Below are 22,532 nucleotides of genomic sequence, written 5' to 3' on the forward strand. Positions count from 1 at the left end.
TCCAGCTAACTTACACGGGATGAGGCAATAAAAAAAGCGGGACAGGCCCGCTTTTTGTTTGGTTTCGAGATACTTAGGCGATTCGCCCCTCTTCTCGCGCAAAACATGCCACTTGTGCATTAGCTTCGCGAACTAAGGCTGGCTGCTCTTTGTGGCAGCGATCGTTGGCGTAACGACAGCGCGCATGAAACGCACAACCTTGCGGCGGATTAAGTGGCGAAGGCAATTCACCCTCTAGTTTAATCTTTTCGCGGCGATGGGCTGGGTCTAAACGCGGTGTACTCGACAACAATGCTTGAGTGTATGGGTGCTTAGGGTTAGCAAACAACTCTTCACAAGAAGCGTATTCAACCGCTTTCCCCAAATACATTACCATCACTTCATCGGCAATATGCTCCACCACCGACAAATCATGCGAGATGAAAATGTAGCTTAAGCCCATTTCTTCTTGCAGGTCCATCATCAAGTTTAGCACCTGAGCTTGCACAGACACGTCTAAGGCGGAGACAGGCTCATCGGCTACCACAACCTTAGGGTCTAGCATCAAACCGCGAGCAATAGCGATACGCTGACGCTGACCGCCAGAAAACATATGCGGATAACGGTCATAATGCTCTGGGCGTAAACCTACTTTGGCCAACATCGCTAGGGCTTTTTGCTTACGCTCAGCTTTGCTCATGTCGCTATTGATGACCAAGGGCTCTTCTAAAATGGTTCCCACCTTCTTACGAGGGTTAAGTGAACCATAAGGGTTTTGGAAGATAATCTGGATTTTTTGGCGTAATGCTTTAGCGGCATCTTTTCCCAAGCTTAAGATATCTTTGCCATCAAAACACAACTCACCAGCGGTAGGTGTTTCAATCATAGTGAGCACGCGAGCCAAGGTTGATTTACCACAACCAGACTCTCCTACTACCGCTAAGGTTTTCCCTTTTGCAAGACTAAAGCTTACCCCGTCAAGGGCTTTTACTGTAGCGTCTGGCTTAAACATGCCCGCTTTAACGTGGTAATGTTTTTTCACCCCGTTTACAGACAATACCGACTCTTGCTCTTGATTCGCGGGTTGCTCTGAATCTAACGCAGCCGCTTTCATAATAGTGTCACTCATGCGCTTGGTCTCCCTGCTTCATCAAGTGGCGTAAAACAACGCACTTGACGAACGCCCTCTCCCTGCATAGTGGGTTGTTCTTTCTGACAACGCTCTGTGGCATAAGGGCAACGTGGATTAAGCAAACAACCTATCGGGCGGTCAAATGCGCCCGGCACTACACCTGGCAGTGCATCTAGGCGGTCTTTGCCCAGTGATGACTCAGGCAACGAACGCAATAGCGCTTGAGTATAGGGATGTTTAGGTTTAGAAAAAATCTGTTCCGCCGGGCCCGTCTCAACTACTTGGCCGGCATACATCACAATCACACGATGCGCCGCTTCTGCCACTAATGCCAAATCGTGAGTAATTAACACCAAGCCCATGTTCTTTTGCTTTTGCAGATCTAATAACAAATCTACAATTTGCGCCTGAATAGTCACGTCTAATGCGGTAGTAGGCTCATCAGCAATCAATAGTTTAGGATCACAAGCAATCGCCATCGCAATCATCACGCGTTGACTCATACCACCAGACAACTGGTGCGGGTAAGTTTTCAAACGTGATTCAGGGTCAGGAATGCCCACTTGGTCAAGCAATTCAATCACTCGCTGACGGCGCCATTTTTTATCACCGCTTTGGTGAATTTTGAGCGCTTCGCTAATCTGATACTCAACCGTATAACAAGGGTTAAGGCTAGACATTGGTTCTTGGAAAATCATCGCGATTTCGGCACCGGTAATCGCACGGCGCTTATTTTCTGACATGGCCAATAGATCTTGACCTTCAAACTTAAGCGTATCGGCTTTTACCTTACCAGGGTATTCAATCAAGCCCATAATAGACAATGAGCTTACACTCTTGCCAGAGCCAGACTCGCCTACAATGCCAACAATTTCACCTTTCTCTACGCTGTAACCCACTTGGTCTACCGCGCGAAACGGATTATCGCCATCACCAAATTCAACAGTGAGGTTATTAACTTCTAATAAAGACACAACTAATCTCCTACTGCTTCAATTTAGGGTCGAGTGCGTCGCGTAAGCCGTCACCCATTAAGTTAAAGGCCAATACCGTTAACAGAATAACAAGGCCTGGGAAGGTTACTACCCACCAGGCGCGTTGTACAAACTGTAAGGCATCCGCCAACATGCTTCCCCATTCAGGTGTCGGTGGTTGAGCACCTAAACCTAAGAAGCCTAAAGCAGCCATATCTAAAATAGCGTTAGAAAAACCTAAGGTCGCTTGCACAATAAGTGGTGCAGTACAGTTAGGTAAAATAGTAATGAACATTAAACGCAACGAACTGGCACCCGCTACGCGAGAAGATATTACGTAGTCTTTGTTTAGTTCGGCAATAGTAGAGGCACGCGTCAAACGTACATAGTGCGGCAAGGATACAATGGCAATCGCCATGGCAGCGTTGAAGATACTTGGACCTAAGATTGCCACAATAGCGATAGCCAACAACAAACTTGGCATTGCTAGCATGATATCTACGGCACGCATAATCACGGTTTCTACTGCACCACGGAAAAATCCAGCGGTTAAACCCAGTATTACTCCTAGGCCTAGTGAAAGAGTCACTACCAATACACCAATAAATAGTGATAACTGCGCACCGTGGATAAGGCGCGACAGGATATCTCGGCCTACGTCATCGGTGCCCAGCAAGTAAGCACTGTTGCCACCATCTAACCAAGCAGGAGGTAGTAACAAGGCATCACGATATTGCTCAATCGGTGAATGCGGCGCAATAACGCTGGCAAATATCGCTACGATTAGAATAAAAATAATAAAAACCAAGCCAATCACCGCCCCAGTGTTTTGGCTAAAGTAGCCCCAAAACTCCTGTAAAGGTGTTTGAACTTGCGGCCCTGTCGTGGCAGGACTAGTTGTTTGTTCTGACATTAAATTATGCTCCGTTATTTGCTATGACGGATCCGTGGATTAACCACGCCGTACATAATGTCTACTAGCAAATTAACTACAATAATGATGGTGGCAACGATTAAGATACCGCCTTGTACTACCGGGTAATCACGGCGACCAATAGACTCAATAAGCCACTTGCCAATGCCAGGCCATGCAAAAATAGTCTCGGTTAAAATCGCTCCAGAGAGCAAAATACCTACCTGCAAACCAATAACGGTAATTACTGGAATAAGCGCATTACGCAACGCATGCACCACAATCACTCGCATTGGCGCCATGCCTTTTGAGCGCGCAGTACGGATATAATCTTCGCCTAGTACTTCCAACATAGATGAGCGGGTCATACGGGCAATAACCGCCATTGGAATAGTACCCAGCACAATGCTTGGTAGCACTAAGTGGTGCAAAGCAGAAGCAAATGCCCCCTCTTCGCCAGACAGCAAAGTGTCAATCAACATAAAACCGGTGACTTCATCAATCCAATAAGTCACATCAAGCCTACCGGAGACGGGAGTTATCCCTAGGTTCACTGAAAAGACCAGCATTAACAGTAGTGCCCACCAGAATATGGGCATCGAATAGCCGGTTAAGGAAAAGGTCATGACTGAGTGGTCGAATACCGACCCTCGTTTCACCGCCGCTATAATGCCACAGGGCAGCCCCACTAAAATGGCAAATAAAGCAGCACAAGACGCCAGTTCCACAGTTGCGGGAAACAGCGTTAAGAATTCTTCGGTTACCGGTGTCTTGGTAATTAATGAACGGCCAAGATCACCACTCGCAATGTTTTTAACGTAATCAAAATATTGGACCAATAACGGTTGGTCTAAGCCCAATTCGGCACGCAAAGCTGCGTGGCGCTCAGGTGACACGCCTCTTTCTCCTGCCATTACCTCAATCGGGTCGCCAGGGATCAAGCGGATTAAGGTGAAAGTTAAAAGAGTAATGCCGATGAAGGTGGGTATCACCAACATCAATTTTTTTATAATAAACTGGAACATAACTACAGCTCTGTGTCAGAAGGAAGGAAAGGGGCTGTTGCCAGCCCCTTAAGCATGTTTATTTTAGCGACACGCCGTAGAAGTGGTGACCGCCTAGAGGGTCAACCTTAAAGCCTTGAACTTCTTTGCGAATAGGCTTGTAAGCAACTGAGTGAGCGATAGTGATCCAAGGAGCTTGCTCTTTGAAAATCAACTGTGCTTCTTCGTATAGCGGAGCACGTTCGGCTTGAGCAGAAATCTGCTTAGCTTTCATGATCACGTCATTAAATGGTTTATGACACCACATAGCGCGGTTACCACCACCAACAGCATCACAACCTAGTAATACGCTTAGGAAGTTATCTGGGTCACCATTGTCACCAGTCCAACCTAATAATACTGTGTCGTGCTCACCTTGCTTAGAACGCTTAAGGTACTCACCCCATTCGTAGCTAACAATCTCAGCGGTTACACCTACTTTGGCCCAATCAGCTTGAATTACTTCAGCCATACGACGTGCATTAGGGTTGTAAGGACGCTGAACCGGCATAGCCCAGATATTGGTCTTAAGATCAGTAATGCCCGCTTCAGCTAATAAAGCTTTGGCTTTTACAGGATCGTAAGCGTAATCAACAGTTTTCTCGTTGTAAGACCACATTGTTGGTGGAATTGGGTTTTTAGCAATTTTGCCGCTGCCCTGGAAAACCGCATCAATAATGGCTTGCTTGTTAACAGCAAGGCTCAATGCTTGACGCACTTTAACGTTATCAAACGGTGCTTTTTGAGTGTTAAACGCCAAGTAACCAACGTTCAAACCTTCTTGGCTAAGCAAGTTGATGTCGGCATCTTTTTGCATTTGCTCAACATCAGCAGGGTTTGGATAAGGCATTACATGACACTCGCCCGCTTTAAGCTTGGCGTAGCGTACTGAAGCATCCGGTGTAATTGAGAATACTAAACGGTCAATGGCTGGAGCGCCTTGCCAGTAGTTAGCATTACCAACGTAACGAATGATTGAATCTTTTTGGTATTGTACTTTTTGGAAAGGACCTGTGCCCACTGGGTCTAAGTCTAATTTCTCTGGCGTACCTGCGGCTAGCATCGCGTCGGCTTGCTCAGCTGAAAATACCGATGCAAAGTCCATTGCCATGTTAGCGATGAATGGCGCTTCTGGCTTGCTTAATACAAACTTCACGGTGTAATCGTCAACTTTAACGATATCTTTCACAAGCTCGTTCATGCCCATGCCGCTGTAGTACTCGTAAGAGCCACCAGACACTTTGTGGTAAGGATGTTCTGGATCATCTTGACGTTCAAAGGTGAACAATACGTCATCAGCATTAAAGTCGCGAGAAGGTTTGAAGCCTTTCTTTTGAGTATGGAATTTTACGCCTTTGCGTAAGTGAAAAGTATACTCAAGGCCGTCTTCAGACACGTCCCAAGATTCAGCTAGGCCAGGAACAACATTGGTTGTACCTACTTCAAACTCAACCAAACGGTTGAAGATGGTCTTAGAAGACGCATCAAATGTGGTGCCTGCGGTGTATAAACTTGGGTTAAAACCTTCTGGGCTGCCTTCTGAACAGAAGACAAACGTTTGTGTTTTAGCTTGCGCGCTCATCGCTATTGCACTTGCTACAAGTGCGATAGACAGCTTAGCTAATCCTTTTTTCATTATGATTCTCCGTGTGACATCTTGTCATGTACGCCGCCGTTATGGCCGCATTTCCGGTGTGTTTGCGAATAGACTAATAATTATTGTTCTTGATAAATCTAGACCCTGTTCTGCAAATTGTCGGTATTACACCAACATTTGTGAACTGAGTAAGACCTAAACAAGCCTGATCCGCTTTTTGCCCGTAATAAACTAGTATTTTTATCTGCCACTGTAAATAGCATAAACAGCATTTTATAAACCAAATCAAAGCCGAGCCAGTTAAAGTGATTAGGAAGTCGATATATTGTCATATTTATGCAGAAAAGAATAAGCTTATGCGTGATTTACATAAGCAGATTCAACTAGATTGAGGGGCAGTAGAATTGAGGAACTAGAGAATTTGATTAATTAAGCGAGAACAAACAGCACAACTTGCAAACAGATGGCGGCAAAAACACCAGCTAATACGTCGTCTATCATTATACCAAAGCCGCCGTGAACTTTTTTATCTAAAACTTTAATCGGCCAGGGCTTTAATACATCAAAAAAGCGAAATAGCACAAAACCAAGCAATACATTCAGCGGTGACAAGGGCACCATAAACATAGTAATCCAATAACCAACGAACTCATCCCACACTATGCCGCCGTGATCATGAACCCCCATAGCGTCACTGGCTTTTTGACAACACCACACGCCAAATATAAAGCTCAACACAACCAACGTGATATATAACCATGACGATAACGGTGCGAGCAGTAAATAGAGGGGAATAGCTGCCACAGTACCAAAAGTGCCTGGCGCTTTAGGGGCTAAGCCGCTACCAAAACCAACCGCACACAAATGTAAGGGGTTACGCAAATTTAAACGGGCTAAAGCCTTATCCATTGTTGGTTCTCGTGAATAGCTTGCTTATACGAAATGGTCCCAACCAGCTTGTTCTAGCTGATAAGGCTTGTCTTTATATTGTAGTTTTATTTCGCCCTTACCCGGCGCTAACTGACCAATACAAGTATATTGTATGCCGCTAAACGATAGCGAAGTGTCCACCGAGCCTTTATTAGATTCCGGCACGGTAAAGCACAACTCGTAGTCTTCTCCACCGTTTAAGGCAAAAGCAATGCTTTGGTCAATACTTACGGCTTCGTTCATGGTTTCAGATAAAGGTAATTGCTCAAGTTTTAAAGTCGCTGAACAGCTGCTCTTTCTTAAGATGTGGCCTAAATCGTTGTATAAACCATCAGAAATATCGATTGTGGCAGAGGCAATATCACGCAAGCCATAGCCGGCTAATACCCGCGGTTGAGGGAAATAGTGCTGCTTTAAACTCAACTCTAATTGCTGCGGACTTAAGCTTAGCTGATGTTGTAAATGCGCTAAGGCCAAACCCGAATCACCTAGGTTACCGGTCACGTAGATCCAATCACCGGGTTTAGCTCCATCTCGACGCAGGGCTTTGCCATGCGGCACCACTCCATGCACCGTAACAGTAATGCTAAGCGGACCTTTGGTGGTATCACCACCAATCAGGCTCACATTAAAGTACTCTGCTAGGTCGTAAAAGCCTTTGCTAAATTGGGCCAACCACGCTTCATTTATTTCGGGTAAGGTAATCGCCAAAGTCACCCAGCGCGGTTCTGCCCCCATGGCGGCCATATCGCTAAGGTTAACAGCCAATGCTTTGTGCCCTAAGGCGCGTGGGGGAATATCTGCAAAAAAATGCACGCCTTCAACCAGGGTATCGGTTGAAATGGCAATGTGACTATTATCGGGTAAGGCAACTACCGCAGCATCGTCACCTACGCCAAGAATTACATCTTGGCGAGGCGCGCTTTTCTGGAAGTATTTGTCGATAATATCGAATTCACCCAGTGACGGCTGAGACGACATTAATTAAGACTTAAACTGCTGTAGGCGTAGAACTTTATCTAGTACACCATTCACAAACTTGTGGCTATCTTCAGCAGCAAATGATTTAGCCAGTTCAATGGCTTCATTAATGACAACTTTTGGCGGAACGTCAGTCACCATCAATAACTCATAAACACCGATTAATAAAATCGCATGCTCAACGATATCTAATTCTTCTAACTTACGCGACAACGAAGAGCTCATCGCTTTATCTAGTTTTTCATGGTTAGCCACTACACCAGAAATTAAAGTAGAAAAATAAGGAACATCAGCCTTACTCATGTCTTGTTCGGTTAAGAACTGATGTTCGATGTTAGCAACGCTGTCCTTGGTCACTTGCCATTGATAAATTGCTTGGGTAGCAAATTGCCTAGCTTTACGACGTGCAGCTGGTTTCACAGAGAATTCCTCAAATTAAACTTCTATCTGATTAACTAAGTTAATCATTTCCAAAGCGCTTAGGGCGGCTTCGGTACCTTTATTACCCATTTTAGTGCCAGCGCGTTCAATCGCTTGCTCAATAGACTCAGTGGTTAGCACGCCAAATGTTACTGGAATATCGTACTCCATCATCACTTGCGCTAAACCTTTGTGGCATTCATTGGCTACCAATTCAAAGTGGTAAGTTCCACCACGAATTACCGTACCTAAAGCAATAATAGCATCGTATTTTTTAGACGCTGCAATACGCTTAGCTGCTAGCGGAATCTCTACCGCACCAGGCACACGAACAACAGTGATGTTGTCATCGCTTACACCGCCTTGACGGGTTAGCGTGTCTACTGCACCAGATAATAAGCTTTCATTAATAAAGCTATTAAAACGGGCGATAACAATGGCTACTTTAGCGTTTGGAGTCGCCAAATTTGCTTCAATTACTTTCATGGTTGTTCTGCCTATTCTTTGAGTCCATCAAAAAAATCGCGCCATTCTAGCACAACTAAAGTGATAGACCCTTAATTTAATTTTACGCCAAAGCGCATCGGAAATTATTCTTGGTCAATGTACTCAACAACTTCAAGACCAAAGCCAGAAAGCGCGTGATAGCGTTTCGGAGAGCTTAACAAACGCATTTTACTCACCCCTAAATCAGCCAATATTTGAGAGCCTACACCTACGGTGCGAGAGGCACTTTGCTGACGTTTTTGTGGTGGTGTTTCGCCACGGTCCTGCAACGCGAAGGCCTTGACTTGTTCAATCAAGTTTTCAGCATCGTCATCGGTACTTAACAACACCAAAACACCATTTTCATTAGCGATCTTTTCTAATGCTTTATCCAGCGGCCAGCTCATTTTTCCGGCTCGGTCACTGCCTAATAGGTCACTAAAGGTATTGTGCAAGTGCACACGAACCAAAGTGGCTTGGTCTTCTTTAACCTCGCCAGCTTGCATCACAAAGTGTACTTTCTCGTCGATAGTATCGCGGTAAGTAATCAGCTTGAAATCACCATGGCGGCTTGGCATTTTACATTCTGCCACTCGCTCAATAGTGGTTTCGTTGTTATTGCGGTATTCGATAAGGTCTGCAATCGTGCCCATTTTTAAGTCGTGTTCTTTACAGAACACTTCTAGATCAGGACGACGCGCCATGGTGCCATCTTGGTTAAGAATTTCAACAATCACTGCGGCAGGTTCACGCCCAGCTAAACGGGCTAAATCAGTTCCGGCCTCAGTGTGACCAGCACGCGTTAATACTCCGCCTTCTTGTGCCATTAACGGGAAAATATGCCCAGGCATAACGATGTCACTAGGTTTGGCATCGCGAGCAACAGCCGCTTGAACGGTGCGTGAGCGGTCGGCAGCAGAAATACCGGTGGTGACCCCTTGAGCGGCTTCTATAGACACCGTGAAATTAGTGGCAAATTGCTCGGTATTTACGTCAACCATTAACGGCAACTTAAGTTGCTGGCAGCGCTCTCTGGTCATTGGTAAACAAATCAGACCACGCCCATAGGTGGCCATAAAGTTAATGGCTTCAGGCGTCACCATATCAGCAGCCATAATTAAATCGCCTTCATTCTCGCGATCTTCATCGTCCATGAGTACTACCATCTTGCCATGGCGTAAATCTTCAATAATTTCTTCGATACTGCTTAGTGACATAGCAAAACCTTTCTTACCTAAGGGGTGTTATTTATAGTTATTAGTGCATTTCATTATTGCTACTGGCTACTTTAAAAAGCCATGTTGCGCCAAAAATGCAGTATTGATGTTTGATTCGTTTTTACTCTCTTCAGCATAGCCGATTAGGCGCTCAACATAACGGGCAATCACATCAACCTCTAGGTTAATTTTTTGCCCTGGTGCCCATTGCGAGATAGTCGTTTGCTCTGCGGTGTGGGGGATAATGGTTAAACGCAGCTGCTGTTGTTGAACTTCATTTACCGTAAGACTAATCCCATCTACGGTTATTGAACCTTTATGAGCAATGTAGCGAGCCAGCTCGTTAGGAACTTTTAACCAAATGTTTACTGCCCTAGCACTAGGGCTAATACTTACCACTTCCGCTAAGCCATCTACGTGGCCGCTAACAATATGGCCGCCAAAACGATTAGTGGCGAGCATAGCTTTTTCTAGGTTCACCTTATCGCCCTGCTTACATTTAGCCAAAGAGGTTAAACTAAGAGTCTCGGTGGAAACATCGGCGCAAAAGTAATCACTACCAAATTCAACGACTGTTAAGCAAATACCATTTACGGCGATACTGTCGCCCAGATGCACATCAGCCATGTCTAAACTGGAACAGGCGATATGTAAACGCACGTCTCCGCTGCGCTTTTCAATGCTCTTGATAATGCCAAGGGCTTCGATAATTCCAGTAAACATTATTGTGCACCCTTTGCTTGTGGGATCCAGATAGTTTTAATGTCGGGGCCTACGCGGCGGGTTTCAAGGCATTGCCAAGAATTTAACTGATTCATCTCAGTAAAACCCTCTAGGCCTATTAAGCTTTGTGCATCGGCGCCCATCAACTTACCTGCTTGATAACAAATTAGCTGGTCGACCAGCTTTGCTTTAATTAGTGCAGCCGCAAAATTTGCTCCTGCTTCCACCCACACATCGTTGATTTCAGCTTCCGCTAGCTGTTGCATCAACTCACTCAAGCTCTGGTCTGAATCACTTATGATAAATTGCTTATCAGCGGCTACTTGCGGCTGAAGATGGGTTCCCGCTAGCCAAAGTGACTTGGGATGTTTGAATATGTTTAAAGATTGAGAAGCCGCAGATAAACGTTGCTGACGATCCACCACAATACGCAATGGCTGGCGTAAGCTCTGTTGCTCTAGTTGGTGGGTTAAACTACCTAACTCATGATGGCGAACATTTAAACTCGCGTTATCTCTAAGCACAGTGGTAGCGGTAGACAAAATAGCATGGCTGCGAGCGCGTTCACGTTGAACATCGCTCCGTGAATAAGAAGAAGTAATCCACTTACTTTCGCCATTCGATAAAGCGGTTTTGGCATCAATCGAGCCTGCCAGCTTTAAACGTACAAATGGGCGCTTACGTTCCACTCGGCATAAAAAGCCAGGGTTTAGCGCCCTCGCCGCTGATTCCATTAAGCCAGAGCGAACTTTAATGCTCGCCTGTTCTAACATACCAATGCCTCGGCCAGCGACTTGCGGATTAGGGTCAACCATCGCAATAATCACTTCGGCGACTTGCTCTTCAATCAACATGCTTGCGCAAGCGGGCGTTCGGCCTACGTGGCTGCAAGGCTCTAGGGTGACATAGGCAAGTGCACCCACTACGCTATAGCCAGCTTCTTTAGCCTTTGCAACGGCATTAACCTCTGCATGCCCCTCGCCAGCCTTTTGATGATAACCTTCACCAATAATCTGACCGTTTTTTACCAGTACACAACCCACATTTGGATTGGGCGCGGTAGTGTAAGTTCCTAACTCAGCAAGGCGTAGCGCTCTTGCCATGTATTGGCAATCTTGAGGGCTAAAGCTCACTTATTTTTCCAACTTTGCAATTTCGTCACTAAACTCTTTAATGTCTTCAAAGGAGTGGTATACCGAAGCAAAGCGCACATAAGCCACTTTATCGAGGCTAATCAGCTGCTCCATCACAATCTTACCAATGAACTTGGTTTCTACTTCACGCTCGCCGGTGGCGCGAAGTTGAGACTTAATTTTATTTACTGACTGCTCAACTTGGTCAACACTCACCGGACGCTTCTCTAGCGCTCGCATCATGCCTGCTCGCATTTTCTCTTCGTTAAAAGGTTCTCTTATCCCATTACCTTTAATGACTCGAGGCATGACCAATTCAGCTAACTCAAATGAAGTAAAGCGCTCATGGCACTCTGAACACTCACGGCGTCTTCTCACCTGATGGCCATCAGCCACTAGACGTGAGTCAATAACCTTAGTTTCATGGGCGGAGCAAAATGGACAATGCATGGGTGTTCCTTTAGTCAGATATGTAACGATTTTATCTGCTTAACAGGCCAAGGTACAGATCAGTAAAAAACTTAAGCGCTGAAAACTTAAGGATTAATGGACGAGTGCTCTGCAACAAGTAACATTTTATTAGCACTGTCTTTTTAATAAGTGAAAAGCGAAGACCAAAGCTCAGTTTGCTTTAAATATCTAAAAATTATAATCCCAAACGGCCAAATATAAATTGTTGAATAAAATAGACTTTTATTAGTTTCGTTGTTTGCCAAGTGTAGTGTAGTAACCAATTACTACCCCTTACACTCTGCTAGCCCTTATCCTGCCAATGAAATGTAAATAAATTGTTAAGGCGAGAGTGATGGCTAAAGTACTTATTATTGCGGGCGATTTTGTTGAAGATTATGAATTGATGGTGCCGTTTCAAGCACTACAAATGGTAGGGCATAATGTTGTTGCTGTTTGCCCAGAAAAGCAATCAGGTGAGCAGATAAAAACTGCGATTCACGATTTTGAAGGTGACCAAACTTACAGCGAAAAGCCAGGGCACAATTTTACCCTTAACGGCAGCTTTGGTGAAATAGTTGCCGATGATTTTGACGCCCTATTGTTGCCTGGCGGCCGTGCGCCTGAATACCTGCGCTTAAACCCTCAAGTGCTAGAGATCATCAAAACCTTTGCCAATAAGCAGCAACCCATAGCGGCGGTATGCCATGGTGCCCAATTGTTAACGGCGGCAGGTATTGCCTCTGGCAGACACATTTCTGCCTACCCTGCTTGTGCGCCAGAAGTAACCGCAGCCGGCGGCGACTATGCTGATATTGCCGTAGACCAAGCAATAACAGACGGAAACTTGGTCACCGCTCCCGCATGGCCCGCCCACCCTCAATGGCTAGCTCAATTTAACGCCTTGTTAAAATAGCCCAGATGAAAGAGCAAGTTTTGACGTTTTGTACCATGATTAGACTTCGATCTAATCATGGTGAGATTTGTTATGTGTGAGATCTATTCAGGTACTGAAGCCGAATTGTTTGAATTAAAGTCGCGTTCGGTGCGTTTAGACGGTGTGGTCACGAGTGTTCGTTTAGAAGCGATTTTCTGGCAGCTATTAGAGCAAATAGCCGATGAAGCGGAACTGAGCCTAGCAGGTTTTCTAACTCAGATTTACCATGAAGTTTTGCAGCGAGAAGGCAAAGTGGGCAATTTTACTTCATTGCTAAGGGTCGCCTGTACTACCCATTTAAATCAGGGCAAGCGCTTAGTGCTGCATCAAGGTTCTATTGAGCAAACAGCAGGCAAATCCTTTGCCCATAACACTGTGTAGTCATCGCTATTGAGCAATGATTAACAGCATAAAGCTTCCCCAAATTACAAACTGTAGAAAAACCATTCTTTTTGCGCTGGTCACTGGATTCATGTCCATTGTTATTCTCTCTCTTTTGAAACTACCAACAATGCTGGTAATTTGACTTATCAATTAGATCTAAAAACTCAGCAAAAACAATACCAACTGCATGTTTGTTAAGCGTAGATCTAAACTATCCCTCCTTGGTTTGTGTTCCTATTCACATTTAGCCCGTAAAAATCCTAAGTTCGACTAAAAAACAGATACAAAAAAGGAGGCCATAAGCCTCCTTTCATTTATCTCGTCAATCCCTGACTATAGATTGCTTACTTAAGCATAGACCGGGAAACGCTGGCAAAGTTCTAACACTTGGCCTTTAACACGTTCGATAACTGCATCATCTTGTAAATTATCTAGTACATCACAGATCCAGCCCGCTAAGTCTTTAGCAGCAGCTACATCTAAACCACGACGGGTAATCGCAGGCGTACCGATACGCAAACCACTGGTCACAAATGGTGAACGAGGATCGTTTGGAACCGAGTTCTTGTTAACAGTGATGTTGGCGCGGCCTAGTGCTGCGTCAGCGTCTTTACCAGTAATGTCTTTGTCGATAAGGTCAACTAAGAACAAGTGGTTTTCAGTACCGTTAGATACAATTTTGTAACCACGCTCTTGTAGCACCGCCACCATCGCTTTTGCGTTATCCAATACCGCTTGTTGGTATTGCTTAAACTCAGGCTCCATAGCTTCTTTAAAGGCTACCGCTTTAGCTGCAATAACATGCATTAAAGGACCGCCTTGGCCGCCAGGAAATACTGCAGAGTTTAATTTTTTCTCGATAACTTCGTTAGCACGAGCCAAAATCAAACCGCCACGTGGGCCAGCTAAGGTTTTATGCGTAGTGGTAGTCACTACGTCTGCAATAGGAACTGGGTTTGGGTATAAACCTGCAGCCACTAAACCAGCAATGTGTGCCATATCAACAAATAGGTAAGCACCTACTTCGTCAGCGATATCGCGGAAACGCTGCCAGTCAACCACACCTGAGTATGCTGAGAAACCAGCAATAATCATTTTTGGTTTGTGTTCTTTAGCTAGCTTTTCAACTTCAGCGTAATCTAGCTCGCCAGTTTCCGGATTAATTCCGTACTGAACAGCGTTGTAGATTTTACCTGAGAAGCTTACGCTGGCACCGTGAGTTAAGTGACCACCATGAGCAAGGCTCATGCCTAGCACGGTGTCACCAGCATTTAGTAATGCCATAAAAACAGCTGAGTTAGCTTGTGAACCTGCATGAGGTTGCACGTTTGCGTAGTCTGCACCAAATAGCTGTTTAGCACGCTCAATAGCAAGTACTTCAGCTTGGTCTACATACTCACAACCACCATAGTAACGCTTGCCAGGGTAACCTTCGGCGTACTTATTAGTAAGGTAAGAACCTTGCGCTTCCATTACCCGTGGGCTGGCGTAGTTCTCAGAAGCAATCAGCTCAATGTGCTCTTCTTGGCGAACTTCTTCTTTAGTAATGGCTTGCCATAACTCGGCATCGTAATCGGCGATATTCATATCACGCTTTAACATCAGTATCTCCTGACTCTTTTGTTACATGTTGGTGGGTGATTTTTCGAAGGCGCATTCTAACCTGAGTCCTTTTCAGATCACAGCAAAATTTTAAGCTGCGGGTTTAGCGTAATCGCATAAACTTAACATAAACCCGTTATGGCTTATCGAAGTGAGATAGTGAATGTTACGTACTTTGTTTGCAATTCGTTCACCACCTGCTTTGATCTTTATGAAATAAATTCACGTTAATTTAAGCATTACTTTTAGGTTTAATAAAGGCTAAGATGATAATGATTATCATCTACATTTAGAGTATTGACCCCTATGTTATTTCGTCTTTCAAGTTTTCTGTTTATCTTGGTCAGCCTAGCGGCCTGCAGTACTAGCCAACCAAACACTGGCCTTCAACAAGCGAGCACCACCGCGCCGTTAGAGACTTATTATGATTACATCCTTTTTGACCCACATGCTCAGCAAGTTCTCAACGATACTGAAACGCTAGCCAGTTTGCTTGCAGATTCACACGTGGTGTTATTTGGTGAGTACCACAGTCATCCAGGGATCCATTTAGCGCAGTTACGCTTATTCCAATCTCTGCATGCACAACACGCTCAATTAAGCTTATCTATGGAACAATTTGATCGCAGCCAACAAGCTTTAGTAAACGAGTATTTAAACAATGATATCGGTGAAGAATGGTTGATTAAGCAAACTAACGCTTGGCCAAATTACCGTTCCGATTATCGGCCCTTAGTTGAGTTTTCAAAGGCTAAGCACTTAAACGTTATTGCCGCCAACGCCCCTAAAACGCATGTGACTTGTATAGGTAGCGAGGGTTTGGCCTATTTAGACACACTAGACTCGGAGCAGCGCCTTTTGTTGAGCCAAGAATTTACCGTAGATGATCCCGCTTACCAGCAGCGCTTATTCGGAAATGCTCATCATGGCGACAGCCAACAAAGCCAAAATCATTTTCTAGCCATGTTAGCCTGGGACGAGACCATGGCTGAGTCTATTGCCGCTCACTTAGGCAATGAAACAAACCAGCAAGTCATGCACATTGTGGGTAATTTTCATATTGAACAAAAGCAAGGCACCTACTCACGGGTGCAACAACGTTTACCAAATTCAAAAATAAGCTCAGTGGTTGCAGTCAGTCAGCAAGAGTTTTTAGCACTCTCTATAGAAGAGCAACAAGCTAAGGGGGACTACCTTATCGTGGTGTTAAATTTACCCAAACGTTACCAAAATGCGGACAACCGCAAGGCGGAATACCAACATATTAAGCAGCGCTCTAATAAACAATGTAAAAGCATTAACTAACAGCAGGCTAGCAATAATCCTGAAATGTCCCTACTAGGCGACATCTTTTGTTGCAAAAATGTTAACAAAACAACTTAAATCCCTGTTATCACCATATTTTTCTTTTACTTTTACTATCTAGGGCTTGCAGCTTAATAATATTGAGCCATAATCATATCAGCGGCTCACTCAACGCAGTGAATGGCTTTGCTTAATACGAATTGACGATTGATATCATTCGTTAGACTTGAACATAAAGGACGGACTTACCATGAATAAGTTTTTAGTTGCAGGCGCTATTGCTTCTACCATTTTACTAGCGGGTTGTTCTTCAAACACTACCGCTTTAGAAAACAACGTACAATCTCTAAGCGACAAAGTTGATGCACTATCTAACGAAGTTGCAGCTCTTCGTGCAGAGCAAAGCTCTTTGAGTGGTGACATCAAGTCAGCTCAAATGAGTGCTGACCAAGCGAAAGCTGAAGCTATGCGCGCTAACGAGCGTATCGACAACATCGCTTCTTCTTACACTAAGTAAGTTTAAACCGATGTAAAAAAGGAGATGCTACGGCATCTCCTTTTTTTATCCCTGATTTTCACCCACCATTAAAGCAATGCCTTGCTGGTTTTTCAGCGCTTGATTGACAACCGAAGAATCAACTCCCGCTTGAGTAATAAACTTAATATCATCCCTACTTAGCTTTAATGAAGTTGCTTGGCTTACATCTTCTTGTGAACGGTTTAGCGGCTGATGCACTTCTAACAAGTACTCACCACTTGGCTCTAAGGAATGTTTAATCGATTGATCAATAATACGTACGGGTGTTTTCACATTAACTTGAGAAAACAAATACTCTATGTCGCTCGGGAACAAGCGAATACAACCAGAGCTTACTCGTAAGCCAACCCCAAATTCTTTGTTAGTGCCATGAATCAAATACTCACCATTACCATAAGCCAATCGCAGCGCATATTCGCCTAATGGGTTTTCAGGTCCAGCTTGAACCACTTGCGGCAGAATGATGCCTTTTGCAGCGTATTCGTTGCGAATATTCTGAGTTGGTGTCCAAGTTGGTTTTTCTCGTTTCTGGCTAATATAAGTACTCATTTCAGGTGTTTCACGACCAATTCGACCAATGCCAATTGGCAATACATCTACTTGATGGCTGTTTGGTCGAAAGTAGTACAATCGTAGTTCAGCCAAGTTAACCACTACACCTTTATGCTCAACATCAGGTAGTAATATTTGAGTGGGAATAAGCAGCTGGCTATCCACTTCAGGTAAAAAAGGGTCCACCCCCTTATTGGCTGCCATTACAGCCAAAAAGCCTACGCCATAACGCTCAGCAATTAGTGCGATAGTTTCACCTTTTTGGATCCGGTGCCACTGGTTCCCCCCTAATAAACGGCTACCGTCATTAGGTAGGTCATAAGTTAAGGCAGAGGCCGTAAACGCCAAGCTAAGGGCCATGCAAGCTAACAACAATCTTTTCATCAGTCAGTTACTTCAAATAGTGATAACAGCAACATAGCATTAATTATTGGCAAATTCGACTCGAAGCCATCACCCACTCGGTTATCAACGGTGGCCAACAGCAGATTTAACCGCTTTTCATATAAAACAGTGACAACATCAACAACAGGCTGAATAAAGTGATTGGCAAAGCTAGCATCCAGCAAGGAAGCCAGTATCATAGCGGAAGATAAAAACAATCTGATTTGGGTGTATGCTTTAGCTGCACCAAACACTAGTTTTGACATTCTATAGGAACGGCAAATGGCCCAATTTATTTATACGATGAACCGCGTCGGTAAAATCGTCCCCCCTAAAAAGCACATTCTAAAGAACATCTCTTTAAGCTTTTTCCCTGGCGCCAAAATTGGTGTGTTAGGTCTTAACGGCTCAGGTAAGTCTACGTTATTACGTATTATGGCTGGCATTGATACCGAAATTGAAGGGGAAGCACGCGCCAACCCTGGTACCAAAATCGGTTACTTAGCGCAAGAACCACAAATGGACTTAGACAAGACTGTTCGTGAAGTGGTAGAAGAAGCGGTAGCGGTGGTTAAGAATGCCCAAACTCGCTTAGATCAAGTTTATGCAGAATATGCTGAACCAGACGCTGATTTTGATGCACTTGCGAAAGAACAAGGCGAATTGGAAGCTATTTTAGCCACTCACGATTCTCACAGTTTAGAGAACCAGTTAGAGCGAGCAGCTGATGCCTTGCGCTTACCGGAGTGGGACCAAAAAATTGAGAAGCTGTCAGGTGGTGAACGCCGCCGCGTAGCGCTATGTCGCTTATTGCTTGAAAAGCCAGACATGTTGTTACTAGACGAACCTACCAACCACTTAGATGCTGAATCTGTTGCTTGGTTAGAACGTTTCCTACATGACTATGAAGGCACCGTTGTAGCAGTAACTCACGATCGCTACTTCTTAGATAACGTAGCAGGTTGGATTTTAGAGCTAGACCGCGGCGAAGGTATCCCATGGGAAGGTAACTACTCATCTTGGTTAGAACAAAAAGAAGACCGTTTAAGCCAAGAAGCGTCTCAAGAGAAAGCTCGCATGAAATCCATTCAGAAAGAATTAGAATGGGTTCGTTCTAACGCGAAGGGTCGTCAAAGCAAAAGCAAATCGCGTATGGCACGCTTTGAAGAGCTTAATACTCAAAGCTTCCAAAGCCGTAATGAAACTAACGAACTGTTCATTCCAGCCGCTCAGCGTTTAGGTGACAAGGTGATTGATGTCACTAAGCTAAGCAAATCTTACGACGGCCGAGTTCTTATTAATGACCTATCATTCAGCATCCCTAAGGGCGCGATAGTAGGCATTATTGGGCCTAACGGCGCGGGTAAATCAACCTTATTTAAGATGATAACCGGCGCTGAGCAAGCAGACTCAGGTACTGTAGAAGTGGGTGACTCGGTTCAGATCGCCAGTGTAGACCAATTCCGTGATGCAATGGATGACAAAGCCACAGTCTGGCAAGAAGTGTCTGGTGGCTCTGACATTCTAAAAATTGGCAACGTTGAAGTACCAAGTCGTGCATATGTGGGTCGCTTTAACTTTAGAGGTGGCGATCAACAAAAACGTGTGGGTGAGTTATCTGGGGGTGAGCGTGGTCGTTTGCACCTAGCTAAGCTGCTTCAAACCGGTGGCAATGTATTGCTCCTAGATGAACCAACCAATGACCTAGACGTAGAAACACTACGTGCACTTGAAAACGCCTTATTAGAGTTTGCTGGTTGTGCCATGGTTATTTCGCATGACCGCTGGTTCTTAGACCGCATCGCAACTCATATTCTTGATTACCGCGATGAAGGCCAAGTGAACTTCCATGCGGGTAACTTTACTGAGTATGAAGCTTGGCTTAAAGAAACCATTGGCGAAGAAGCGGCACAGCCTCATCGTATAAAATACAAACGAATAAGCTAATTTGTGAAACTAAAAAGCCACCTACAGGTGGCTTTATTATTGGAAGCGAAACCTTTAGCTTAAGCTATCTAATAAGGCCTTAGCGTCTTCGTACTCAGAAAATTGTTGGTCTAATTCTAAGGCTTCTTGTACTTCTCGCTTAGCCTCTGCTTTTCGCCCTAACTTATTCAACGCAAAAGCTAGATGGTAACGAATCGCAGCATCCGAAGAATTCATTGTGTAGGCTTCGCGCAAAAACACTAAACCTTGGTCAAACTTTCCTCGCTGTATTTCAATCCACCCAATGGTGTCTAAAATTGCCGCATTCTTAGAGCCCTGCTCTACCGCAATAGCAATAGTACTGTAAGCCTTGTCTAAATCAGTTTTAGAGTAGATATAAGCCAAATTATTTAAGATGCCCGGCTCGTTTTCTAATTCGGGAATAGTTCGTAAGGCTTCATAGTGTGTCTGCGCCTGACTCAATTGCTTGTCTTGCAAATAACTGTCTGCCAATAAACGGCGATGCCAAGCTGTTTTGGTGCTATCTTCCAACAAGGCTTCTAGTTGCTGATGAAATGCCTTCACTGCTACGCCTTGCTTAGACAATTGATACAAACGCACCACTGCTTCGCGATTGAAATGGTTTAAGGCCACCGCTTGGCTATATTGTTTTTGAGCGTCAAGCGGTAGACTTTTACGCAGCAAGATATCGCCCTTTAGTGCATATAACTCACTGCTATCACCAAACAACTGCTGTAATTTAACGACCGTTTTCTCGGCGTCTTCAATCTGTTGCTGCGCCAATTCAACTTTGGCTAACAAGACTAACGTTGTCATTATTTTAGGGTCAAGTTCGTGAGATTTAAGCAAGCTCGCTTTTGCAGCAGACAGTTGCTTTGCTTGAATCTGCATTTGAGCCAAAGTAATTAAGTTTTCCGGTTGCTCTTTCCAAATACTGTCCAGTAATCCAATAGGATAAGCGGCATCGTCGTAACGCTCTAAACGAATTAATACTTCAGCATAAGAGCTTAAATATTGCTCATTTAAAATATACTCACGATTTAGTTTTTCAACCTCGACTAATGCCAAAGACCACTGTTGAGTTTGCATATATGTATCTAGCTTCAACTCCCTAGCCACTCTATTGTCTTGCTGATAAAGCAGTACTTTATCTAATTGCTCAATAGCTTGTGGGTAGTCTTGCTGCTGCAAGTAGATACGAGCGGCCAGCAAATAGCTCGCCACATGGTCATTTTGCGTTGTAAGAATTTGCTTGAGCAATACTAAAGCCTGTTCGGGATTACCTTGGCTTTTTAGCACCAAAGCTTTATTAAAACGTGCGCCCAAATTACGTGGGCTGCTCGCTAAAACGTCATCAAGATAACGCAGTGCCAGATCAAACTGCTGAGTTTTAATGTAGTAAGCAGCGATTAAATTTTGCGTAGGGCTGGTTTTAATATTTCGGCCAATCAGCTCTTCTACTGCTAGTTTAGCCTGGGCATAATTATTAACTTGTAGAGCCAACTCACCTTTCAACTGTAGCCACTTTATCGGGGCGTCTACTTCGCTATAAGGTAAAGTTTGCAACAAACTTAAAGCTCGCTCTGCTTCACCACTCGCTCGTGCTAGCTCAGCTTCTAATATAACTACATAATTTGAATCACTATGATAAGCGCGAATTTGCTCGAAAGCCTGTTGCGCGGCACGTAACCGCCCTGCGTCTATATAGAGATATACCAACTGTACCGACAAACCGAGGTCGCGAATAATATAATCAAAGTTTTCTTGAAGGAGTAGCTGCAGTTTATAAGGCTCGCCCGAACGCAAATACACCTTAGCAAGCATTCTTGTTGCGCCTAAATCACTGGGTTTCTGCCGTAAATACTGGCTCAGGTACTGCTGGGCTTTTTCATCATTCTTTAAAATAAATTCTGAGGCACCTTGAATAAACAACAGCGTATTTACATCAGTCAGTTCTTCGCCTTCTGCAGCTGATACCTTTTGAGATAATTCAGTAAGCGCTTGCTCAGCCAACTCGGCATTATCTTCATCACTTAACAAGGTAGCACTAATTAAAATAGCGGTAGGATCGTTAGGAGTCTGTTCTTGGACTTTCTTTAAGTAGCGCTTAGCCTCTTCTAGCTGATTAGCTTTAAGGTGAGTCATCACCAAACTACGTAAAACTTTAGGGTCTTCAGGATCTAAACTATAGGCTTTCTGATAACTTTCTAGCGCGGCGCTCATCTGGCCTTGATTCGCTTCTAAGTTTCCCTTTAATAGCCACGTTCGCTCATTGTTTTCAGCAATGCTTAAAGAACGTTTAATCCACTGCTCAGCCAGAACATACTCTTTCTGCTGCAGATATAAAGTAGCCAAGGTATTCATTGCACTAGGTTTATTAGGGATTAACTTCGTCGCTTGCTCAAACTCCTTACGCGCTAAATCAGCTTGGGAGTTTAATAAGTAGATCCGTCCACGCAACAGCTTCCACTCAAACTGAGTTTGTCGCGAAAACTCGCTCGCTCGTTCTTCAAAAGCCAATACTTCGGAGGTCTTTCCTTGCAGCAATAGAACATTACCAAGCATTGGCAATACTAAATTAATATCAGCACCAAGGTTGAGTGCTTCCTCCAGTTGTTTTTCAGCTGAACCTAAATTATTGGCGTTGAAATACACCTTTGCGAGTAACAGCTTTGAAGAAAGATGTTCAGGGTTAGCCGTTAAGGCATTTTTTAAATGAATAAAAGCTTCGTTTTCTTCCCCACTATGAAAGGCTTTAACGGCCAACTCGTATTCATTTGCTTGCTCATTAGCAGAGCTAAAGCCGGCAACACACAAAAGTAAGAAAGGGAGAAAAGACTTTTTCATTGGCAAACAGGTTCCTTGTTACTGCGAGGGTCAATCAATTAACCGACAAACAGTATCT

At 44.3% G+C, this 22,532-nt stretch carries 22 protein-coding genes; 5 read left to right on the top strand and 17 right to left on the bottom strand.

Translation table 11 applies throughout. The features are described from left to right. Positions 1–73 precede the first annotated feature (73 nt). From Q4549_RS05630 to nrdR, 13 genes are all read right to left on the bottom strand, one after another. Complete coding sequence (locus Q4549_RS05630; RefSeq protein WP_303549978.1) at positions 74–1,108, bottom strand: peptide ABC transporter ATP-binding protein; 1,035 nt, start codon at positions 1,106–1,108, stop codon at positions 74–76. Then, a complete protein-coding gene (dppD, locus tag Q4549_RS05635) occupies positions 1,105–2,085 on the bottom strand; it encodes a dipeptide ABC transporter ATP-binding protein (protein ID WP_137671717.1) in 981 nt (326 codons plus the stop codon). The genes Q4549_RS05630 and dppD overlap by 4 nt, the downstream gene beginning before the upstream one ends. Positions 2,086–2,095: 10 nt before the next feature. Further along, complete coding sequence (gene dppC, locus Q4549_RS05640) at positions 2,096–2,998, bottom strand: dipeptide ABC transporter permease DppC (protein WP_303549981.1); 903 nt, start codon at positions 2,996–2,998, stop codon at positions 2,096–2,098. Between the two features lie 14 nt (positions 2,999–3,012). Next, a complete protein-coding gene (locus Q4549_RS05645) occupies positions 3,013–4,023 on the bottom strand; it encodes an ABC transporter permease subunit (protein ID WP_137671719.1) in 1,011 nt (336 codons plus the stop codon). Positions 4,024–4,081: 58 nt separating this feature from the next. After that, complete coding sequence (locus tag Q4549_RS05650) at positions 4,082–5,677, bottom strand: ABC transporter substrate-binding protein (protein WP_303549983.1); 1,596 nt, start codon at positions 5,675–5,677, stop codon at positions 4,082–4,084. A gap of 390 nt (positions 5,678–6,067) precedes the next feature. Continuing rightward, complete coding sequence (locus Q4549_RS05655; protein ID WP_137671721.1) at positions 6,068–6,547, bottom strand: phosphatidylglycerophosphatase A; 480 nt, start codon at positions 6,545–6,547, stop codon at positions 6,068–6,070. A 24-nt stretch (positions 6,548–6,571) separates the two neighbouring features. Continuing rightward, positions 6,572–7,549 carry a thiamine-phosphate kinase gene (gene thiL / locus Q4549_RS05660; RefSeq protein ID WP_303549987.1) on the bottom strand — a complete coding sequence of 326 codons (978 nt, stop codon included), beginning with the start codon at positions 7,547–7,549 and terminating at the stop codon, positions 6,572–6,574. A 3-nt stretch (positions 7,550–7,552) separates the two neighbouring features. After that, positions 7,553–7,969 carry a transcription antitermination factor NusB gene (gene nusB, locus Q4549_RS05665; RefSeq protein ID WP_137671723.1) on the bottom strand — a complete coding sequence of 139 codons (417 nt, stop codon included), beginning with the start codon at positions 7,967–7,969 and terminating at the stop codon, positions 7,553–7,555. A gap of 15 nt (positions 7,970–7,984) precedes the next feature. Beyond that, positions 7,985–8,455: a 6,7-dimethyl-8-ribityllumazine synthase gene (ribE, locus tag Q4549_RS05670; protein WP_137671724.1), complete on the bottom strand. Its 471-nt coding sequence runs from the start codon at positions 8,453–8,455 to the stop codon at positions 7,985–7,987. A 104-nt stretch (positions 8,456–8,559) separates the two neighbouring features. Further along, the gene (gene ribBA, locus Q4549_RS05675) at positions 8,560–9,672 is read right to left on the bottom strand and encodes a bifunctional 3,4-dihydroxy-2-butanone-4-phosphate synthase/GTP cyclohydrolase II (RefSeq protein WP_303510952.1); all 1,113 of its coding nucleotides are present in this window, start codon (positions 9,670–9,672) and stop codon (positions 8,560–8,562) included. Between the two features lie 66 nt (positions 9,673–9,738). Next, entirely contained in the window at positions 9,739–10,395 is a 657-nt protein-coding gene (locus tag Q4549_RS05680) for a riboflavin synthase (RefSeq protein ID WP_303549989.1), read from the bottom strand. Continuing rightward, positions 10,395–11,528, bottom strand: a complete 1,134-nt coding sequence (gene ribD / locus Q4549_RS05685; protein ID WP_303549992.1) for a bifunctional diaminohydroxyphosphoribosylaminopyrimidine deaminase/5-amino-6-(5-phosphoribosylamino)uracil reductase RibD — start codon at positions 11,526–11,528, stop codon at positions 10,395–10,397. Before ribD ends, Q4549_RS05680 begins: the two co-directional genes overlap by 1 nt. Next, the gene (nrdR, locus tag Q4549_RS05690) at positions 11,529–11,978 is read right to left on the bottom strand and encodes a transcriptional regulator NrdR (RefSeq protein WP_137671727.1); all 450 of its coding nucleotides are present in this window, start codon (positions 11,976–11,978) and stop codon (positions 11,529–11,531) included. A 355-nt stretch (positions 11,979–12,333) separates the two neighbouring features. Between nrdR and Q4549_RS05695 the strand changes: the two genes are divergently transcribed. Next, complete coding sequence (locus Q4549_RS05695) at positions 12,334–12,894, top strand: DJ-1/PfpI family protein (protein WP_303549995.1); 561 nt, start codon at positions 12,334–12,336, stop codon at positions 12,892–12,894. A gap of 72 nt (positions 12,895–12,966) precedes the next feature. Then, positions 12,967–13,296, top strand: coding sequence for a ribbon-helix-helix domain-containing protein (locus tag Q4549_RS05700; RefSeq protein WP_303549998.1), 330 nt, complete (start codon positions 12,967–12,969; stop codon positions 13,294–13,296). A gap of 351 nt (positions 13,297–13,647) precedes the next feature. Here the strand turns inward: Q4549_RS05700 and glyA are convergent, their stop codons facing one another. Then, complete coding sequence (gene glyA, locus Q4549_RS05705; RefSeq protein WP_303510939.1) at positions 13,648–14,901, bottom strand: serine hydroxymethyltransferase; 1,254 nt, start codon at positions 14,899–14,901, stop codon at positions 13,648–13,650. Positions 14,902–15,207: 306 nt separating this feature from the next. On the opposite strand from glyA, the gene Q4549_RS05710 reads away from it, so the two are divergent. Next, complete coding sequence (locus Q4549_RS05710) at positions 15,208–16,206, top strand: ChaN family lipoprotein (RefSeq protein ID WP_303550001.1); 999 nt, start codon at positions 15,208–15,210, stop codon at positions 16,204–16,206. A 250-nt stretch (positions 16,207–16,456) separates the two neighbouring features. Next, positions 16,457–16,723: an Lpp/OprI family alanine-zipper lipoprotein gene (locus Q4549_RS05715; protein ID WP_016402681.1), complete on the top strand. Its 267-nt coding sequence runs from the start codon at positions 16,457–16,459 to the stop codon at positions 16,721–16,723. Between the two features lie 45 nt (positions 16,724–16,768). On the opposite strand, the gene Q4549_RS05720 is transcribed toward Q4549_RS05715, so the two are convergent. Both Q4549_RS05720 and Q4549_RS05725 read right to left on the bottom strand, forming a co-directional pair. Further along, positions 16,769–17,680: a L,D-transpeptidase family protein gene (locus Q4549_RS05720; RefSeq protein WP_303550004.1), complete on the bottom strand. Its 912-nt coding sequence runs from the start codon at positions 17,678–17,680 to the stop codon at positions 16,769–16,771. After that, the gene (locus Q4549_RS05725) at positions 17,680–17,946 is read right to left on the bottom strand and encodes a hypothetical protein (protein ID WP_303550007.1); all 267 of its coding nucleotides are present in this window, start codon (positions 17,944–17,946) and stop codon (positions 17,680–17,682) included. The genes Q4549_RS05720 and Q4549_RS05725 overlap by 1 nt, the downstream gene beginning before the upstream one ends. A gap of 16 nt (positions 17,947–17,962) precedes the next feature. On the opposite strand from Q4549_RS05725, the gene ettA reads away from it, so the two are divergent. Next, entirely contained in the window at positions 17,963–19,627 is a 1,665-nt protein-coding gene (ettA, locus tag Q4549_RS05730; RefSeq protein WP_303510892.1) for an energy-dependent translational throttle protein EttA, read from the top strand. Between the two features lie 54 nt (positions 19,628–19,681). Here ettA and Q4549_RS05735 read toward each other — a convergent pair whose 3' ends face one another. Further along, a complete protein-coding gene (locus Q4549_RS05735; RefSeq protein WP_303550009.1) occupies positions 19,682–22,474 on the bottom strand; it encodes a tetratricopeptide repeat protein in 2,793 nt (930 codons plus the stop codon). Positions 22,475–22,532 lie beyond the last annotated feature (58 nt).

It is taken from the genome of Agarivorans sp. 2_MG-2023 (assembly GCF_030548085.1).
GTDB lineage: Bacteria > Pseudomonadota > Gammaproteobacteria > Enterobacterales > Celerinatantimonadaceae > Agarivorans.

Coding starts and splice junctions, on each gene's coding strand:
- Q4549_RS05630 (WP_303549978.1), bottom strand. CDS start 1,108: ATGAGTGACACTATTATGAAAGCGGCTGCGTTAGATTCAGAGCAACCC.
- dppC (WP_303549981.1), bottom strand. CDS start 2,998: ATGTCAGAACAAACAACTAGTCCTGCCACGACAGGGCCGCAAGTTCAA.
- Q4549_RS05645 (WP_137671719.1), bottom strand. CDS start 4,023: ATGTTCCAGTTTATTATAAAAAAATTGATGTTGGTGATACCCACCTTC.
- Q4549_RS05650 (WP_303549983.1), bottom strand. CDS start 5,677: ATGAAAAAAGGATTAGCTAAGCTGTCTATCGCACTTGTAGCAAGTGCA.
- Q4549_RS05655 (WP_137671721.1), bottom strand. CDS start 6,547: ATGGATAAGGCTTTAGCCCGTTTAAATTTGCGTAACCCCTTACATTTG.
- thiL (WP_303549987.1), bottom strand. CDS start 7,549: ATGTCGTCTCAGCCGTCACTGGGTGAATTCGATATTATCGACAAATAC.
- ribE (WP_137671724.1), bottom strand. CDS start 8,455: ATGAAAGTAATTGAAGCAAATTTGGCGACTCCAAACGCTAAAGTAGCC.
- ribBA (WP_303510952.1), bottom strand. CDS start 9,672: ATGTCACTAAGCAGTATCGAAGAAATTATTGAAGATTTACGCCATGGC.
- Q4549_RS05680 (WP_303549989.1), bottom strand. CDS start 10,395: ATGTTTACTGGAATTATCGAAGCCCTTGGCATTATCAAGAGCATTGAA.
- nrdR (WP_137671727.1), bottom strand. CDS start 11,978: ATGCATTGTCCATTTTGCTCCGCCCATGAAACTAAGGTTATTGACTCA.
- Q4549_RS05695 (WP_303549995.1), top strand. CDS start 12,334: ATGGCTAAAGTACTTATTATTGCGGGCGATTTTGTTGAAGATTATGAA.
- Q4549_RS05700 (WP_303549998.1), top strand. CDS start 12,967: ATGTGTGAGATCTATTCAGGTACTGAAGCCGAATTGTTTGAATTAAAG.
- glyA (WP_303510939.1), bottom strand. CDS start 14,901: ATGTTAAAGCGTGATATGAATATCGCCGATTACGATGCCGAGTTATGG.
- Q4549_RS05710 (WP_303550001.1), top strand. CDS start 15,208: ATGTTATTTCGTCTTTCAAGTTTTCTGTTTATCTTGGTCAGCCTAGCG.
- Q4549_RS05715 (WP_016402681.1), top strand. CDS start 16,457: ATGAATAAGTTTTTAGTTGCAGGCGCTATTGCTTCTACCATTTTACTA.
- Q4549_RS05720 (WP_303550004.1), bottom strand. CDS start 17,680: ATGAAAAGATTGTTGTTAGCTTGCATGGCCCTTAGCTTGGCGTTTACG.
- Q4549_RS05725 (WP_303550007.1), bottom strand. CDS start 17,946: ATGTCAAAACTAGTGTTTGGTGCAGCTAAAGCATACACCCAAATCAGA.
- ettA (WP_303510892.1), top strand. CDS start 17,963: ATGGCCCAATTTATTTATACGATGAACCGCGTCGGTAAAATCGTCCCC.
- Q4549_RS05735 (WP_303550009.1), bottom strand. CDS start 22,474: ATGAAAAAGTCTTTTCTCCCTTTCTTACTTTTGTGTGTTGCCGGCTTT.